The organism is Shigella sonnei (genome assembly GCF_002950395.1).
In the GTDB taxonomy this organism is placed as follows: Bacteria; Pseudomonadota; Gammaproteobacteria; order Enterobacterales; family Enterobacteriaceae; genus ECMA0423.
Genome location: NZ_CP026802.1, coordinates 228537 through 245674 on the forward strand (window position 1 = coordinate 228537; position 17138 = coordinate 245674).

Genomic DNA, 17138 nt, shown 5'->3' on the forward strand with positions numbered 1-17138 from the left:
CTGAACCACCTACGATCATTTCTATAATGAATATATTGTTGAGGTATCTATGCGTTGGCAAGGGCGACGTGAAAGTGACAATGTCGAAGACAGGCGTAACAGCTCCGGCGGTCCGTCAATGGGCGGTCCCGGTTTTCGCCTGCCAAGCGGTAAAGGCGGGCTGATTTTACTGATAGTCGTGCTGGTTGCAGGCTACTATGGTGTTGATTTAACCGGGTTGATGACCGGACAGCCGGTTTCCCAACAGCAATCAACACGGTCAATTAGCCCAAATGAAGACGAAGCCGCAAAATTCACCTCGGTGATTCTGGCAACCACGGAAGACACCTGGGGACAGCAATTCGAGAAGATGGGTAAAACCTATCAGCAACCGAAGCTGGTCATGTATCGTGGAATGACGCGTACCGGCTGCGGGGCGGGCCAGTCCATTATGGGACCGTTCTATTGCCCGGCGGATGGCACGGTTTATATCGATCTCTCCTTCTATGATGACATGAAAGACAAACTCGGCGCGGATGGCGATTTTGCCCAGGGGTACGTTATCGCCCATGAAGTCGGTCATCATGTGCAGAAATTGTTAGGCATCGAGCCGAAAGTTCGTCAACTGCAACAAAACGCGACGCAGGCGGAAGTAAACCGCTTATCTGTGCGTATGGAACTCCAGGCCGACTGTTTTGCCGGTGTCTGGGGGCATAACATGCAGCAGCAAGGCGATCTGGAAGAGGCGCTGAACGCGGCGCAGGCCATCGGCGATGACCGTTTACAACAGCAAAGTCAGGGGCGAGTAGTACCAGACAGTTTCACTCATGGTACTTCTCAGCAACGCTACAGCTGGTTTAAACGTGGTTTCGACAGCGGCGATCCGGCACAATGCAATACTTTTGGTAAAAGCATTTAACTTCCGGGGCAAGGATGGCTGAACTGACTGCGCTTCACACATTAACAGCGCAAATGAAACGTGAAGGGATCCGCCGCTTGCTGGTGTTGAGCGGGGAAGAGGGTTGGTGTTTTGATCATGCGCTTAAGTTGCGTGATGCCTTACCTGGCGACTGGCTGTGGATTTCGCCGCAGCCAGATGCTGAAAACCACTGTTCTCCCTCGGCGCTACAAACTTTACTTGGGCGCGAGTTCCGGCATGCGGTATTCGACGCCCGCCACGGCTTTGATGCCGCTGCCTTTGCGGCACTTAGCGGAACGTTGAAAGCGGGAAGCTGGCTGGTTTTGTTACTCCCTGTATGGGAAGAGTGGGAAAACCAACCTGATGCCGACTCGCTGCGCTGGAGTGATTGCCCTGACCCTATTGCGACGCCGCATTTTGTCCAGCATCTCAAACGCGTACTTACGGCGGATAACGACGCTATTCTCTGGCGGCAAAACCAGCCGTTCTCGTTGGCGCATTTTACCCCCCGTACTGACTGGCACCCCGCGACCGGCGCACCACAACCAGAACAACAGCAACTCTTACAGCAGCTACTGACCATGCCGCCGGGCGTGGCAGCGGTAACGGCTGCGCGTGGGCGCGGTAAGTCCGCGCTGGCAGGGCAACTCATTTCTCGTATTGCGGGCAGTGCGATTGTCACCGCGCCCGCAAAAGCGGCAACGGATGTACTGGCACAATTTGCGGGCGAGAAGTTTCGCTTTATTGCGCCGGATGCCTTGTTAGCCAGCGATGAGCAAGCCGACTGGCTGGTGGTCGATGAAGCCGCAGCCATACCTGCGCCGTTGTTGCATCAACTGGTATCGCGTTTTCCTCGAACGTTGTTAACCACTACGGTGCAGGGCTACGAAGGTACCGGACGTGGTTTTTTGCTGAAATTTTGCGCTCGCTTTCCGCATTTACACCGTTTTGAACTGCAACAGCCGATCCGCTGGGCACAGGGATGCCCGCTGGAAAAAATGGTTAGTGAGGCACTGGTTTTTAACGATGAAAACTTCACCCATACACCACAAGGCAATATCGTCATTTCCGCATTTGAACAAACGTTATGGCGAAGCGATCCAGAAACGCCGTTAAAGGTTTATCAGTTATTGTCTGGTGCGCACTACCGGACCTCGCCGCTGGATTTACGCCGGATGATGGATGCACCAGGGCAACATTTTTTACAGGCGGCTGGCGAAAACGAGATTGCCGGGGCGTTGTGGCTGGTGGATGAGGGCGGATTATCTCAAGAACTCAGTCAGGCGGTATGGGCAGGTTTTCGTCGCCCGCGGGGTAATCTGGTGGCCCAGTCGCTGGCGGCGCACGGCAGCAATCCACTGGCGGCGACATTGCGCGGACGGCGGGGCAGCCGGATTGCAGTCCATCCGGCGCGTCAGCGCGAAGGCGTTGGGCAACAGCTCATTGCCAGCGCTTTGCAATATAGGCCTGGCCTCGACTATCTTTCGGTGAGTTTTGGTTACACCGGGGAGTTATGGCGTTTCTGGCAACGCTGCGGTTTTGTGCTGGTGCGAATGGGTAATCATCGTGAAGCCAGCAGCGGTTGCTATACGGCGATGGCACTGTTACCGATGAGTGATGCGGGTAAACAGCTGGCTGAACGTGAGCATTACCGTTTACGTCGCGATGCGCAAGCTCTCGCGCAGTGGAATGGCGAAACGCTTCCTGTTGATCCACTAAACAATGCCGTCCTTTCTGACGACGACTGGCTTGAACTGGCCGGTTTTGCTTTCGCTCATCGTCCGCTATTAACGTCGTTAGGTTGCTTATTGCGTCTGCTACAAACCAGTGAACTGGCATTACCGGCGCTGCGTGGGCGTTTACAGAAAAACACCAGTGACGCGCAGTTATGTACCACACTTAAACTTTCAGGCCGCAAGATGTTACTGGTTCGCCAGCGGGAAGAGGCCGCGCAGGCGCTGTTCGCACTTAATGAGGTTCGCACTGAGCGTCTGCGCGATCGCATAACGCAATGGCAATTTTTTCACTGACTCCTTCAATTTTCTCCCATGGTCATTGTGAGTCAGCGGCGTAAAATTAATGACATCAGTTAAGGAGTTCGCCATGAAACATGACCATTTTGTTGTTCAAAGCCCGGATAAACCTGCGCAACAGTTGTTACTGCTTTTCCACGGTGTCGGGGATAACCCGGTGGCAATGGGGGAAATAGGCAGCTGGTTTGCGCCGCTATTTCCTGATGCGCTGGTGGTGAGTGTCGGAGGCGCGGAGCCGAGCGGTAATCCGGCGGGGCGTCAGTGGTTTTCGGTGCAGGGTATTACGGAAGATAATCGCCAGGCGCGTGTGGATGCCATCATGCCGACGTTTATTGAGATGGTGCGCTACTGGCAGAAACAGAGCGGAGTAGGGGCTAACGCCACAGCGCTAATCGGTTTCTCTCAAGGCGCGATTATGGCGCTGGAGAGCATTAAAGCCGAACCGGGCCTTGCTTCACGCGTCATTGCTTTTAACGGACGCTATGCGAGCCTGCCGGAAACTGCGTCTACAGCCACGACAATTCACCTGATTCATGGCGGTGAAGATCCGGTTATCGATCTGGCGCATGCGGTTGCGGCGCAGGAAGCGTTAATCAGTGCCGGTGGTGACGTGACGCTGGATATCGTGGAGGATTTAGGCCATGCGATCGACAATCGCAGTATGCAATTTGCCCTGGATCACTTGCGTTATACCATTCCGAAACATTATTTCGACGAAGCGCTAAGTGGCGGTAAGCCTGGCGATGATGATGTGATTGAAATGATGTAAAAGACAGATTACCTGGCCTGATAAGACGCGTGAGCGTCGCATCAGGCATCGTTCACCATTGCCGGATGCGGCGTTAACGCCTTATCCGGCCTACGGTTGAGCACTCAGCTTACTTCTTCGGTTGATCCTTTTTCGGCCAGTCGTCGTCATCGTCCCACTTATCGTTGAAATCACGATGCGGGGGAAGCTCCGGCTTGTTGGCGAGAAATTTCTTGTGGTCGACGCGCTTGAGATCTTTAATCACGTTCAGCAGGACGCCTACCAAAAAGACAATCACCAGAATCCACCAATATTTAGCCAGCCAGTCCATGCTTATTTCCTCTTGCAGAACCACTCATCAGGCGACGAGCTGTTCCATGATACGTTGATACATACGGGCAAGTAGCTGCAGGTCGGCAGCGTTCACACATTCATTAATTTTATGAATAGTGGCATTGACCGGCCCGAGTTCCACCACCTGCGCCCCCATGCGAGCAATAAAGCGCCCGTCGGACGTTCCGCCTGTGGTCAGTAGCTGCGGTTTAATTTCATTATAGTGCTCAACCGCGTTAACGACCGCATCCACCAGTTTACCGCGCGCGGTCAAAAATGGCTGCCCGGAAAGCCACCAATCCACCGTATAGCGCAGTTGATGTTTTTCAAGCAGGGCAAGCACCTGCGCTTTGATCATCTCATCAGTCAGTTCGGTGCTGAAGCGGAAGTTAAACTGCACAAACAGTTCACCCGGAATAACGTTGTTACTGCCCGTTCCCGCCTGAATATTGGCAATCTGCATACTGGTCGCCGGGAAGAATTCATTGCCCTGATCCCACTCAATAGCCACTAATTCATTAAGGAAAGGTGCTGCGCGATGTACTGGATTGTCAGCCAGATGTGGGTAGGCCACATGCCCCTGCACGCCATGAATGGTAAGGTTGCAGGTTAACGATCCGCGACGACCATTTTTCACCACATCACCAACCACTTCGATACTCGACGGTTCGCCGACCAGACAGTAATCGAGACGCTCATTACGCGCCATTAACGCTTCGACGACTTTTACCGTACCGTTGTGGGCACTGGCTTCTTCATCAGAGGTGATCAGAAATGCCAGTCGTCCCGTATGGTTGGGATGTTGTGCGACAAAACGTTCTGCTGCTACCACCATCGCCGCCAGCGAGCCTTTCATATCTGCCGCACCGCGCCCGAATAACATGCCATCACGAATGGTGGGTTCAAACGGCGGATTGATCCAACGATCGGCGTCGCCAGGCGGCACCACGTCGGTATGCCCGGCAAAGGCCAATGTTTCACCTTGCCCACGCCATGCCCAAAAATTCTGCGTATCGGCAAAGTCCATGCGTTCAACGGTAAAACCGATCGCCTGCAAACGATCAATCAACAAAGCCTGGCATCCTGCGTCATCAGGACTCAGGGAAGGGCGGCGAATAAGCTGTTGTGTCAGCTCAATAACCGGGCACGACATAGACTACACCTCATGGAAAAATTGCTGATAACTGGAATCACTGAAACCCAGCAGCATAGGCTTACCGGGCGCGCAGAGCAATGGACGTTTGATAATTGCAGGCATTTCAGTCATTAATGCCGCCGCTGAGGCCGCATCGGTGATTTTATTGCGGGTGGTTTCGTCCAGTTTACGCCAGGTTGTACCACGGGTGTTGAGTAACGCCTCCCAACCTAATTCGTTGATAAAACCGTTCAATAATTCGCTGTCCAGCCCATCGACGCGGTAATCATGAAAACGATAGTCGATGTTATTGGCTTCCAGCCAACGGCGAGCCTTTTTAATGGTGTCACAATTTTTGATACCGTAAAGTGTAACCATAATGAATCCTTTTTCGATTTATGAGAATAAATACTCATTTAAGGGTGAAAACATTTTGCCTGCAAATGATTATCAGGAAATATAACATTATCGAAGTATTCAAATTAACAACTATTAAATAATATTAAACATTTTTAACGTAAACATTAAGAATATTCATCTTGTTATCTGTCTGTATTTTAACCTGAATTAAATCAGTATTAGATGCCGTATGAATATCTCGAAATGTTGCTGTGTATCACATACAAATCATCACCGCAGGACCATAGTATTTACATAAGATTTGTCCCCCCGGAGGTAGTCATCGCAGCAATCGAGTAAATTAGCTTCACCACGGTATATTGTTTCCGTAGAATACCCATAATTATAAGAGAGGTTGTTATGATTGAACGTGAACTGGGGAACTGGAAAGACTTTATCGAAGTTATGCTTCGTAAGTAATTCCTGAGACAAAGTATAAACAGCAAGAACCCGCTGAGCAGGTTCTTAATCGGAAAGTTGAAAAAGGCGACACATTGGCATGTCGCCTTTTTTATTGCTTATTCCGGGCGCGGCTTTAGCGGGAAGCGGCGGCGCACCAGCACAAAGAACAGCGGCACGAAGTAAATAGCCAGAATAGTGGCTGAAATCATCCCGCCCATTACGCCAGTACCCACCGCATGCTGACCACCGGAACCGGCACCCGTGCTGGTTGCCATTGGCAATACGCCGAAGATAAATGCCAGCGAGGTCATCAGAATCGGGCGTAAACGCTGACGGCAGGCGTGGAGCGTCGCTTCAAACAGGTCGTGGCCTTTTTGGTTCATCTCGTTAGCAAACTCGACGATCAGGATGGCGTTTTTCGCCGATAAACCAATGACCGTTAACAGGCCCACCTGGAAGTAAACGTCGTTTTCCAGCCCGCGCATCCAGGTTGCCAGCAGCGCGCCGATTACCCCCAGCGGCACGACCAGCATTACCGAGAACGGCACCGACCAGCTTTCATACAACGCAGCCAGACACAGGAATACCACCAGCAAGGAAATGGCGTACAGCGCCGGAGCCTGCGCGCCGGAAAGTCGCTCCTGATACGACATCGCCGTCCACTCCAGACCAAAGCCGTTTGGCAGCTGCTTCACTAACGATTCCATAATATCCATCGCCGTACCGGTACTGACCCCCGGTGCGGCTTCCCCAACAATCTCAACCGCAGAATAACCGTTATAGCGTTCCAGACGCGGCGAGCCTGTTTCCCAGCGTGAGGTCGCGAAAGCAGAGAAGGGCACCATGCCGCCATCTTTATTTCGGACATACCAGAGATTGATGTCATCTGGCAGCATGCGATACGGCGCAGCTGCCTGCACATAGACTTTCTTCACGCGACCGCGATCCATAAAGTCATTCACATAGCTCGAACCCCAGGCGGTTTGCAGTGTGTCGTTAATATCGTCGATAGCAACGCCCAGCGCCTGAGCTTTACGCTGGTCGATATCAATCTGCAACTGCGGACTGTCGTCGAGGCCGTTATGGCGCACACGGGTTAGCTCCGGGTTTTCCGCCGCCAGCGCCAGCAACTGGTTACGTGCTGCCATCAGCGCATCGTGACCTGCTCCAGCGTGGTCCTGCAACTCCATATCAAAACCCGCAGAACTACCAAGACCGCTAATTGCTGGCGGGCTGCTGGCGATAACGCGAGCTTCTTTAATCTTGTTAAACGCCTTTGTTGCACGCTCGATAATGGCAAACGAGGTGCCGGTCTTACTGTCGCGTTCGCTCCAGTCTTTCAGGCGGATAAACATTCGCGCCACGTTTTGCCCGTTACCCCCAGGGCCAGAACCAACGGTGGCAAACACCGACATGATGTTGTCTTTTTCATGGGTGAAGTAATATTTCTCGATTTGCTCAACGACTTTCAGGGTCTGTTGTTGGGTTGAACCGCTGGGCAATTGTACCGAGGTAGTAAACATGCCACGGTCTTCCAGCGGTAAGAACGACGTCGGCAAACGCAGGAACAGGAACACCATGCCGCCAAGCAGCAGGACATAAATCACAATCCAGCGCAGGCTGCGGTGGAGAATTTTCGCCACCCCTTTTTCGTAGCGTTCGGCGTTGCGGTTAAACATCTGGTTAAACCAGGCAAAAAAGCCTTTTTGCCCGTGATGCTCACCTTTTTTCAGTGGCTTAAGTAGTGTGGCACACAGAGCCGGAGTGAGGATCATCGCTACCAGTACTGACAGCACCATCGCCGCAACAATGGTAATAGAGAACTGGCGATAGATGGCACCGGTGGTGCCGCCGAAGAAGGCCATTGGTACAAATACCGCCGAAAGCACCATCGCAATCCCGACCAGTGCCCCCTGGATCTGCCCCATCGATTTACGTGTGGCTTCGCGAGGAGTGAGTCCTTCCTCACTCATAATACGTTCGACGTTTTCCACCACCACGATTGCGTCATCCACCAGCAGACCGATCGCCAGTACCATCGCGAACATGGTTAAGGTGTTGACGCTGTAACCGAAGGCGTAAAGTACGGAGAAGGTTCCCATCAACACCACCGGCACGGCGATAGTGGGTATCAGCGTGGCGCGGAAGTTTTGCAGGAACAGATACATAACGAGGAAAACCAGGGCGATAGCTTCCAGCAGCGTTTTCACCACGTCTTCAATGGAGGCTTTAACAAACGAGGTGGTTTCATACGCCACCTTGTATTCCAGTCCGTGCGGGAAGTACTGCGCCAGCTCGTCGAGACGATTGAGCACCAGCTCCGCTGTCGCCATTTCGTTTGCGCCGGAGGCCAGTTTTACCCCCAGCCCGGAGGCTGGCTTACCATTGAAGCGGCTAAGATAATCGTATTTCTCCGCCCCCATTTCGACGGTGGCGACATCGCCCAGCCTTACCTCTGAGCCGTCTTGATTCACCCGCAAGGTGATATCGCGGAACTGTTCTGGTGTTTGCAGCAGTGACTGGGCGTTAATGGTGGCGTTGAGCGCCTGCTTATCGACGGAAGGTGTACCACCAAGTTGCCCAACCGCAATCTGCGCGTTCTGTGACTCAATGGCATCAGTGACATCTTTAGCCGTCATCTGGAAACTGTTGAGTTTCGCCGGGTCCAGCCAGATACGCATGGAATATTGCGAACCATAGGCATCGATATCCCCGACGCCATTCACGCGGCTTAACGGGTCCTGAATATTACTGGCAACATAATCGGCAATATCCTGTTTATCCATCGAACCATCGGTAGAGACGAAAGCAATGGTCAGAATATTGGTATCGCCGGTTTTACGCACCGTCACGCCCTGATTTTGCACCGCCTGCGGTAACTTTCGCATGGCTGATTGCAGCTGGTTTTGTACTTGCTGCACGGCTTCGTCCGGATCGGTGCCTGCTTTAAAACTTAAAGTGACAGATGCCTGACCGATGCCACTGCTCTGAGATGACATATACATGAGATTATCGAGGCCGGTCATATTTTGCTCGATAACCTGGGTCACGGTGTTTTCCAGCGTCTGGGCCGATGCGCCGGGATAGTTAGCGGTCACTCGCACATTCGGTGGCGCGAGATCGGGGTATTGTTCAACGGGCAATGAAAAAATCGCCAGGGTCCCTGTCAGACACAACAGGATTGCCAGCACCCAGGCAAAAATGGGGCGATCAATAAAGAAATTCGCCATTAAAAGAGGACCTCGTGTTTCTGCGTATCGTTGTAGGCTTGACTTGCTTCACTGTAGCGGCAAGGTACGAGCCAATCGTGGAGAAAAAAAGGAGTTAATGTAAATTATCATGCCCTTTTATACTGAACCTTAAGTGCAAGTATTCTTTGGTCAGTAGGAGGCATTACATCAACTGACTTTCCTCACCCTCCGCAGAGCGAAAGCTAATACTCACTAACGTGCCGCCGCCGGAAGGTTGTGAAAAAGTCAGCGTCCCACCCAGCCGTTCCGCGCGTTCGCGCATGATATTCAGACCATAATGACCTTCGGGTTCTTTCGGTTCACCGATACCAATCCCGTTATCACGGATATAAACCGTGTGATTGCCGTCCGGCGCGGTGACGCAACTGACGGCGATTTCGCTGGCGTTGGCGTGCTTCATCGCATTCAGCACCGCTTCGCGAATAATTTGCAACAAATGCACCTGCATTTGCGCATCCAGCGCCAGGGTTGGCAGACGGCAGTCGAGGGTCAGTTTGGCGCTGGTTTGATTTTGTAACGTATCCAGCATTTCCCTCAACGCGGAGGGGAGATCCGCCTGCTGCAGCGTCAGGCGGAAAGTAGTCAACAGCTCGCGTAACTGCCGATAAGCATCATTCAACGCCTGGGAAAAATCGGCCATGATACTTTGTGCGGTGGCGTTATCTTCCGGTATCGAACGCTTCAGTAACGTCAACTGGATACGTAAGTAAGAAAGTACCTGAGCCAGCGAGTCGTGCAATTCGCGGGCGATGGTTGCACGTTCTTCCATCAACAATAACTGCTGAAAATGCTTTTGCGCCTGATTAAAGTACAAACCGCGTCCCAGCATCGACGAAACGCTGTTAAGCAGCGGTTCTGATGATGAAACGTGACTATTTTGCCAGTGCAGTTCGCCGTAAACCGTCTCTTGCATTGTCACCGGTAAAATCTGCATCGGCAATTCCGGGTTTGGTTGCCCTTCGCTAATCCGCCAGTTTTCACCGACATTTAACTCCAGATATTCAGCCGCTTCATTGTCGCGAACAATCTGCAAAATATGGCGGAAACAATGCACATCAATCTGGCTTGTGTTCAGCGCCTGCGAACATTGATACAACACCTCCAGACGACGCTTGGCCTCGTGGAGATCGCGGGTCTTTTCTTCTACTGACGCCTCCAGCGAAAGGTACAATTTATGCAGCTCGCTCGACATCTGGTTAAAGGTTTTTGCAAGCAGACCAAGCTCATTCGGCAGACTGGTATCCAGCGGCGGCGAGTCGAACTGCCCGTGTTCAATACGTTGACTGGCGGTAACCAGCTGATTCAGCGGGGCAACCACCTGATGGCGTATACGGCGCAAAGTAAAAAAGACCAGCGTGAAAATACCGATACCGCCAGCCAGGGAAATCGCCACCACCAGCAGCATTTTGCGTTCAGCGTAGTGCTGTAAAGCCAGCACGAACAGGTCTATCTGATTAACATAATTATTAATATTGGCCTGATACCACGGCAAATCGCCCTTGCTGAGCCGATTATTCATCTCCAGCCAGTTGGCATTCAGATGCGCATAGCGAGTTTTTACTGCTTCTGGCACATACCAGACGTTGAGATTGGTTAATACCGATGAATGCAGTGCCTGCTGAAACAACTGGCGATGTGCATTGAGTTGTGGACTGCCACTTTGCAAGTCGTAGCCCAGGCGGTAACTCTGCATACGCAGCGATCCGGCAATATTGATAGCCTCAGCGTCGCGCAAACTGCTCGCCAGAGTTAGCAGAGCGATACCCGTGGAAAGAATCGACAGCAGCACAATGTAAAAAAAGGCCCGGGCCAGACTGGCCGAGACGGGTCGTTTAACAATCACACGCGTCTTCTCCACAAAAAATCATTAATGTTCCAGTTCGCTAAAACGCAATTTAGTCAGTGATGGGATTATTTGATCTGCCACAGTTTATAGCGAAATAGTTACTTATTCTGGGCACATGAACATTGCCGATTCCCCTGTAAGTCGGGTAATAACAACACTCATATAAAGAATAAGGTTTTTACAACCAAAAAAGAAGGTCGTTATGAATCGTTTTATTATGGCCAACAGTCAGCAATGTCTGGGTTGTCATGCTTGTGAAATCGCCTGTGTCATGGCTCACAATGATGAGCAACATGTCCTGAGCCAACACCATTTTCATCCCCGAATTACGGTTATCAAACATCAGCAGCAACGTAGTGCAGTGACCTGTCACCATTGTGAAGATGCGCCCTGCGCCCGTAGCTGCCCTAATGGCGCAATCAGCCACGTTGATGACAGCATTCAGGTCAATCAGCAAAAGTGTATTGGCTGTAAATCCTGCGTGGTGGCCTGTCCGTTTGGTACGATGCAAATCGTCCTGACACCCGTCGCGGCAGGAAAAGTAAAAGCCACGGCGCATAAATGCGACCTTTGTGCAGGGCGCGAAAACGGTCCTGCCTGTGTCGAGAATTGCCCGGCGGACGCGCTGCAACTGGTCACTGACGTCGCACTCTCCGGCATGGCGAAATCCCGCCGCTTGCGCACCGCACGTCAGGAGCATCAACCGTGGCATGCCAGTACCGCTGCACAAGAAATGCCGGTAATGAGTAAAGTCGAACAAATGCAGGCAACGCCCGCGCGTGGCGAGCCGGATAAACTGGCGATTGAAGCGCGCAAAACCGGTTTTGATGAAATTTATCTGCCATTCCGTGCCGATCAGGCACAACGGGAAGCCTCGCGCTGCCTTAAATGCGGCGAGCACAGCGTTTGTGAATGGACCTGCCCGCTGCATAACCATATTCCGCAGTGGATTGAACTGGTGAAAGCCGGAAACATCGACGCCGCCGTCGAGCTTTCTCACCTGACCAACACCCTGCCGGAAATTACCGGACGCGTTTGTCCGCAGGACCGTTTGTGTGAAGGTGCCTGTACTATTCGCGATGAGCACGGCGCGGTAACTATCGGCAACATTGAACGCTACATTTCAGATCAGGCGTTGGCGAAAGGTTGGCGTCCTGACTTAAGCCATGTCACCAAAGTGGACAAGCGGGTGGCGATTATCGGTGCGGGTCCGGCAGGGCTGGCCTGTGCGGATGTTCTGACCCGCAATGGCGTGGCGGTGACGGTGTACGATCGCCATCCAGAAATTGGTGGCTTGCTCACTTTCGGCATTCCTTCTTTCAAACTGGATAAATCCCTGCTGGCACGCCGTCGGGAAATCTTCAGCGCGATGGGGATTCACTTCGAACTCAATTGTGAAGTGGGTAAAGATGTCTCTTTGGATTCGCTTTTGGAACAATACGACGCGGTCTTCGTTGGCGTAGGCACTTACCGTTCCATGAAAGCGGGTTTACCCAATGAAGATGCGCCGGGCGTTTATGACGCGCTGCCGTTCCTCATCGCCAACACTAAACAGGTGATGGGACTCGAAGAGCTACCGGAAGAGCCGTTTATCAATACCGCCGGACTCAACGTCGTGGTACTGGGCGGCGGCGACACCGCGATGGACTGTGTGCGTACCGCGCTGCGCCACGGCGCGAGTAACGTCACCTGCGCTTATCGTCGTGATGAAGCTAACATGCCAGGCTCGAAGAAAGAGGTGAAGAACGCCCGCGAAGAGGGGGCCAACTTCGAATTTAACGTCCAGCCGGTGGCGCTTGAGCTGAATGAGCAAGGTCACGTTTGCGGAATTCGTTTCCTGCGCACGCGTCTTGGCGAGCCGGATGCCCAGGGGCGCCGGCGACTTGTACCGATTGAGGGCAGTGAATTTGTCATGCCAGCCGATGCGGTGATTATGGCGTTTGGCTTCAATCCACACGGGATGCCGTGGCTGGAGTCGCACGGTGTAACGGTAGACAAATGGGGCCGCATCATCGCGGATGTGGAAAGCCAGTACCGTTACCAGACCACCAATCCGAAAATCTTCGCCGGTGGCGACGCCGTGCGTGGTGCGGATCTGGTGGTTACCGCAATGGCAGAAGGACGTCATGCGGCACAGGGGATTATTGACTGGCTGGGGGTAAAATCAGTCAAATCTCACTGATAGCCTGCGCAGACAAACCCGACTTCACAGCGTAATATAATTGTTCATTTCGCGCTGTGGAGTCGGTATGACGCAACAAATCACCCTCATTAAAGACAAAATTCTCTCCGATAACTATTTCACCCTGCACAACATTACTTACGATCTCACGCGCAAAGATGGCTAAGTTATCCGCCATAAACGTGAAGTTTACGATCGCGGTAATGGTGCGACGATCCTCCTGTACAACGCGAAGAAAAAGACCGTGGTTCTGATTCGTCAGTTCCGTGTCGCTACCTGGGTTAATGGCAATGAAAGCGGGCAGCTGATTGAAACCTGCGCCGGGCTGCTGGATAACGACGAACCGGAAGTGTGCATTCGTAAAGAAGCGATTGAAGAGACGGGCTATGAAGTGGGCGAAGTGCGCAAATTATTTGAACTGTATATGTCGCCTGGCGGTGTGACTGAGCTAATCCACTTTTTTATCGCCGAATACAGTGACAATCAGCGCGCTAACGCCGGTGGCGGTGTTGAAGATGAAGATATTGAAGTGCTCGAGCTGCCGTTCAGCCAGGCGCTGGAGATGATCAAAACCGGCGAGATACGTGACGGTAAGACGGTGTTATTGCTTAACTATTTGCAAACGTCACATTTAATGGACTGAAAAATAACAATAATATTTCGTTGTTTATTATTGGCTCAATCCGACAAATCTGATTGAGCCGCGCTACCTGCGCAACGAAGATACGACTTGTGCTGTTTGTTTGAACTTCTGGGGTCGTACCGTCCATGCGCTATCGCATTTTCCTTCTCTTTTTTTTCGCTTTGTTGCCGACGTCTTTGGTGTGGGCGGCACTAGCGCAACGGGCGTTTTCCGACTGGCAGGTCACCTGTAATAACCAAAACTTCTGCGTGGCGCGCAATACGGGCGATCATAATGGACTGGTGATGACCCTGAGCCGCAGCGCCGGGGCGCATACCGATGCCGTTTTACGTATTGAGCGCGGCGGGTTGAAGTCGCCGGATGCGTCTGAAGGAGAGATAGCGCCACGGCTGCTGTTAGATGGTGAGCCGTTGGCGTTAAGTGGTGACAAGTGGCGGATTTCACCATGGTTATTAGTAACCGATGATACGGCAACCATCACCGCGTTTTTGCAGATGATTCAGGAAGGGAAGGCGATCACCTTACGCGACGGCAATCAGACCATTTCTCTGAGTGGCTTAAAAGCGGCGTTGTTGTTTATTGATGCTCAGCAAAAGCGCGTTGGCAGTGAAACCGCGTGGATCAAGAAAGGGGACGAACCGCCGCTCAGCGTACCGCCCGCGCCTGCGCTGAAAGAGGTCGCGGTGGTTAACCCAACGCCGACGCCACTCTCACTCGAAGAACGCAACGATTTGCTGGATTATGGAAACTGGCGGATGAATGGTCTGCGCTGCTCGCTTGATCCGTTACGTCGTGAGGTGAATGTCACTGCGCTGACTGATGATAAAGCGCTGATGATGATCAGCTGTGAGGCAGGGGCCTATAACACCATTGATTTGGCATGGATTGTGTCGCGTAAAAAGCCGCTAGCCTCGCGCCCGGTTCGGTTGCGTTTGCCGTTCAACAACGGGCAGGAGACGAATGAACTGGAACTGATGAACGCAACATTTGATGAGAAATCGCGTGAACTGGTGACCTTAGCGAAAGGGCGCGGATTAAGCGATTGTGGCATTCAGGCGCGCTGGCGCTTTGACGGTCAGCGTTTTCGCCTGGTGCGTTACGCCGCAGAACCCACCTGCGATAACTGGCATGGGCCAGACGCCTGGCCCACGTTGTGGATCACCCGTTAAACAAAATGGCGGGGACATGTAGGCCGGATAAGACGCTGTAGGCCGGATAAGACGCGTCAGCGTCGCATCCGGCAATCAGCATCCGGCGATCACTATCAGGCACCTTTCACTCCCAGCACCTTATGCGCTTTTGCCACAATATTCTCGGCGGTAAAGCCAAAGAACGGGAACAGCTTATCCGCCGGAGCAGATTCCCCATAACCCGTCATCCCGACAATTGCCCCTTTCAGACCAACATACTTGTACCAGTAATCGGCAATACCTGCTTCCACCGCCACGCGAGCCGCAACGTTAGAAGGCAACACCGACTCCCGATATTCCTCATCCTGGGCGTCGAAAATATCGGTCGAGGGCAGGGAAACCACGCGAACATTGCGACCTTCTCCTGCTAATTTCTCCGCAGCTTGCAGGGTGATTTCCATCTCTGAACCGGTGGCAATCAGAATAATATCTGGCTTACCGCCGCTGTCTTTCAGCACATAACCGCCACGAGTAATCTCTTTAACCTGATCCGGCGTACGTTCCACCTGGGCCAGATTCTGCCTTGAGAGGATCAGTGCCGTCGGTCCGTTGTGGCGCTCAACCGCCAGCTTCCAGCCCACCGCCGCTTCCACCTGATCGCACGGTCGCCAGGTGCTGAAATTTGGCGTTAAGCGCAGGCTGGCCAGTTGCTCAACAGCCTGGTGCGTCGGACCATCTTCGCCCAGGCCAATTGAGTCGTGGGTATAAACCATAATCTGCCGCGCTTTCATCAGTGCCGCCATCCGCGCGGCGTTACGGGCGTATTCAACAAACATCAGGAACGTCGCGGTATACGGCACAAAGCCGCCGTGGTGCGCGATGCCGTTGGCGATAGCGGTCATGCCAAATTCACGCACCCCGTAGTGAATGTAGTTGCCCGCCGGATCTTCCTTCAGCGAAACAGAACCTTTCCAGATGGTCAGGTTGCTGGGAGCCAGATCCGCCGAACCGCCGAGCAGCTCCGGTAGCAAGGGGCCATAAGCGTTAAGCGTATTTTGCGAAGCCTTACGGGTGGCGATTTTCGCCGGATTCGCCTGCAACTCATTGATATACTTCTGAGTCGTTTTCTCCCAGTCCTTCGGTAAACCACCGCTCATCCGACGGGTAAACTCTTCTGCCAGTTGCGGATGAGCCTTTTTATAGGCGGCAAACTTCTCATTCCACCTCTGCTGCGCTTTTTCGCCTTTTTCGCGGGCATCCCAGGCGTGATAAATATCTTTAGGGATCTCAAATGGCGGATGGTGCCAGCCCAGTTTTTGCCGTGCCAGCGCCACTTCTTCTTCCCCCAGCGGTGCGCCGTGCGCCTCTTCCTTACCTGCTTTATTCGGCGATCCAAAGCCAATCACCGTACGACAGATAATCAGCGACGGCTTATCTTTCACGCTTTGCGCTTCAAGGATCGCTTCCTTCACCGCCTGCGGATCGTGACCGTCGATTTCATGGATCACATGCCAGTGATAGGCTTCAAAACGTTTTGCCGTATCGTCGGTAAACCAGCCTTCTGTTTCACCGTCGATGGAAATACCGTTGTGATCGTAAAAACCAATCAGCTTGCCCAGTCCCAGCGTGCCTGCCAGCGAACAGACTTCGTGGGAAATACCTTCCATCAGGCAGCCGTCGCCCATAAACACATAGGTGAAGTGATCGACGATCTCATGGTCTGGCTGGTTAAACTGCGCCGCCAGTGTACGCTCTGCTATCGCCAGCCCGACGGCGTTCGCCAAACCTTGTCCAAGTGGACCGGTGGTGGTTTCAACGCCTGGCGTATAACCAATCTCCGGGTGGCCTGGGGTTTTCGAATGCAGTTGACGAAAGTTCTTCAGCTCTTCCAGCGGCAGGTCGTAACCGGTCAGATGCAGCAAACTGTAGAGCAGCATCGACGCGTGACCGTTGGAAAGAATAAAGCGGTCGCGATCATACCAGGTTGGGTCGGTAGGGTTATGTTTAAGAAAATCGTTCCACAGCACTTCGGCAATATCAGCCATGCCCATCGGCGCGCCGGGATGACCAGAATTGGCTTTTTGTACCGCATCCATACTGAGTGCGCGAATCGCATTGGCAAGGTCTTTTCGGGACAT

Annotated in this window: 12 protein-coding genes and 1 pseudogene; 7 read left to right on the forward strand and 6 right to left on the reverse strand. The window is 52.8% G+C overall.

Translation table 11 applies throughout. The features are described from left to right. Window positions 1–49 precede the first annotated feature (49 nt). The 3 genes from ypfJ (at window position 50) to ypfH (ending at window position 3700) form a co-directional block, all read left to right on the forward strand. Window positions 50–898, forward strand: a complete 849-nt coding sequence (ypfJ, locus tag C1P89_RS01310; RefSeq protein ID WP_001267494.1) for a KPN_02809 family neutral zinc metallopeptidase — start codon at window positions 50–52, stop codon at window positions 896–898. A 14-nt stretch (window positions 899–912) separates the two neighbouring features. Then, on the forward strand, window positions 913–2928 hold the full coding sequence (gene tmcA / locus C1P89_RS01315) for a tRNA cytosine(34) acetyltransferase TmcA (protein ID WP_000829339.1): 2016 nt from the start codon (window positions 913–915) through the stop codon (window positions 2926–2928). Window positions 2929–3001: 73 nt separating this feature from the next. Beyond that, window positions 3002–3700, forward strand: a complete 699-nt coding sequence (gene ypfH, locus C1P89_RS01320) for an esterase (protein WP_000679808.1) — start codon at window positions 3002–3004, stop codon at window positions 3698–3700. A gap of 109 nt (window positions 3701–3809) precedes the next feature. Here ypfH and C1P89_RS01325 read toward each other — a convergent pair whose 3' ends face one another. From C1P89_RS01325 to C1P89_RS01335, 3 genes are read right to left on the reverse strand one after another with little or no spacing between them, the layout of a single operon-like run. Next, window positions 3810–4010, reverse strand: a complete 201-nt coding sequence (locus tag C1P89_RS01325; RefSeq protein ID WP_000383836.1) for a YpfN family protein — start codon at window positions 4008–4010, stop codon at window positions 3810–3812. A 27-nt stretch (window positions 4011–4037) separates the two neighbouring features. Then, complete coding sequence (gene dapE / locus C1P89_RS01330; protein ID WP_001277785.1) at window positions 4038–5165, reverse strand: succinyl-diaminopimelate desuccinylase; 1128 nt, start codon at window positions 5163–5165, stop codon at window positions 4038–4040. A gap of 3 nt (window positions 5166–5168) precedes the next feature. After that, entirely contained in the window at window positions 5169–5525 is a 357-nt protein-coding gene (locus tag C1P89_RS01335; RefSeq protein ID WP_000258247.1) for an ArsC family reductase, read from the reverse strand. Between the two features lie 381 nt (window positions 5526–5906). Between C1P89_RS01335 and ypfM the strand changes: the two genes are divergently transcribed. After that, entirely contained in the window at window positions 5907–5966 is a 60-nt protein-coding gene (gene ypfM / locus C1P89_RS01340; protein ID WP_001386977.1) for a protein YpfM, read from the forward strand. 98 nt (window positions 5967–6064) lie between these two features. Here ypfM and acrD read toward each other — a convergent pair whose 3' ends face one another. Both acrD and narQ read right to left on the reverse strand, forming a co-directional pair. Beyond that, the gene (gene acrD / locus C1P89_RS01345; protein ID WP_001263102.1) at window positions 6065–9178 is read right to left on the reverse strand and encodes a multidrug efflux RND transporter permease AcrD; all 3114 of its coding nucleotides are present in this window, start codon (window positions 9176–9178) and stop codon (window positions 6065–6067) included. Window positions 9179–9341: 163 nt separating this feature from the next. After that, window positions 9342–11042 carry a nitrate/nitrite two-component system sensor histidine kinase NarQ gene (gene narQ / locus C1P89_RS01350; protein ID WP_005143133.1) on the reverse strand — a complete coding sequence of 567 codons (1701 nt, stop codon included), beginning with the start codon at window positions 11040–11042 and terminating at the stop codon, window positions 9342–9344. Between the two features lie 205 nt (window positions 11043–11247). Between narQ and aegA the strand changes: the two genes are divergently transcribed. The 3 genes and pseudogenes from aegA (at window position 11248) to C1P89_RS01365 (ending at window position 15039) form a co-directional block, all read left to right on the forward strand. Then, the gene (gene aegA, locus C1P89_RS01355; RefSeq protein WP_001078861.1) at window positions 11248–13227 is read left to right on the forward strand and encodes a formate-dependent uric acid utilization protein AegA; all 1980 of its coding nucleotides are present in this window, start codon (window positions 11248–11250) and stop codon (window positions 13225–13227) included. Between the two features lie 67 nt (window positions 13228–13294). Beyond that, window positions 13295–13870 (forward strand): annotated as a pseudogene (gene nudK, locus C1P89_RS01360) (GDP-mannose pyrophosphatase NudK). 125 nt (window positions 13871–13995) lie between these two features. Further along, on the forward strand, window positions 13996–15039 hold the full coding sequence (locus C1P89_RS01365) for a DUF1176 domain-containing protein (protein WP_001270503.1): 1044 nt from the start codon (window positions 13996–13998) through the stop codon (window positions 15037–15039). 95 nt (window positions 15040–15134) lie between these two features. Here the strand turns inward: C1P89_RS01365 and tkt are convergent, their stop codons facing one another. Continuing rightward, window positions 15135–17138 (reverse strand): transketolase, encoded by a 2004-nt coding sequence (gene tkt / locus C1P89_RS01370; RefSeq protein WP_000087267.1) that lies wholly within the window; start codon window positions 17136–17138, stop codon window positions 15135–15137.

Excerpts from the sequence above, each read along its gene's own strand:
- C1P89_RS01335 (WP_000258247.1), bottom strand. The coding sequence starts at position 5,525 with ATGGTTACACTTTACGGTATCAAAAATTGTGACACCATTAAAAAGGCT.
- dapE (WP_001277785.1), bottom strand. The coding sequence starts at position 5,165 with ATGTCGTGCCCGGTTATTGAGCTGACACAACAGCTTATTCGCCGCCCT.
- ypfH (WP_000679808.1), top strand. The coding sequence starts at position 3,002 with ATGAAACATGACCATTTTGTTGTTCAAAGCCCGGATAAACCTGCGCAA.
- tkt (WP_000087267.1), bottom strand. The coding sequence starts at position 17,138 with ATGTCCCGAAAAGACCTTGCCAATGCGATTCGCGCACTCAGTATGGAT.
- C1P89_RS01325 (WP_000383836.1), bottom strand. The coding sequence starts at position 4,010 with ATGGACTGGCTGGCTAAATATTGGTGGATTCTGGTGATTGTCTTTTTG.
- ypfJ (WP_001267494.1), top strand. The coding sequence starts at position 50 with ATGCGTTGGCAAGGGCGACGTGAAAGTGACAATGTCGAAGACAGGCGT.
- tmcA (WP_000829339.1), top strand. The coding sequence starts at position 913 with ATGGCTGAACTGACTGCGCTTCACACATTAACAGCGCAAATGAAACGT.
- acrD (WP_001263102.1), bottom strand. The coding sequence starts at position 9,178 with ATGGCGAATTTCTTTATTGATCGCCCCATTTTTGCCTGGGTGCTGGCA.
- C1P89_RS01365 (WP_001270503.1), top strand. The coding sequence starts at position 13,996 with ATGCGCTATCGCATTTTCCTTCTCTTTTTTTTCGCTTTGTTGCCGACG.
- aegA (WP_001078861.1), top strand. The coding sequence starts at position 11,248 with ATGAATCGTTTTATTATGGCCAACAGTCAGCAATGTCTGGGTTGTCAT.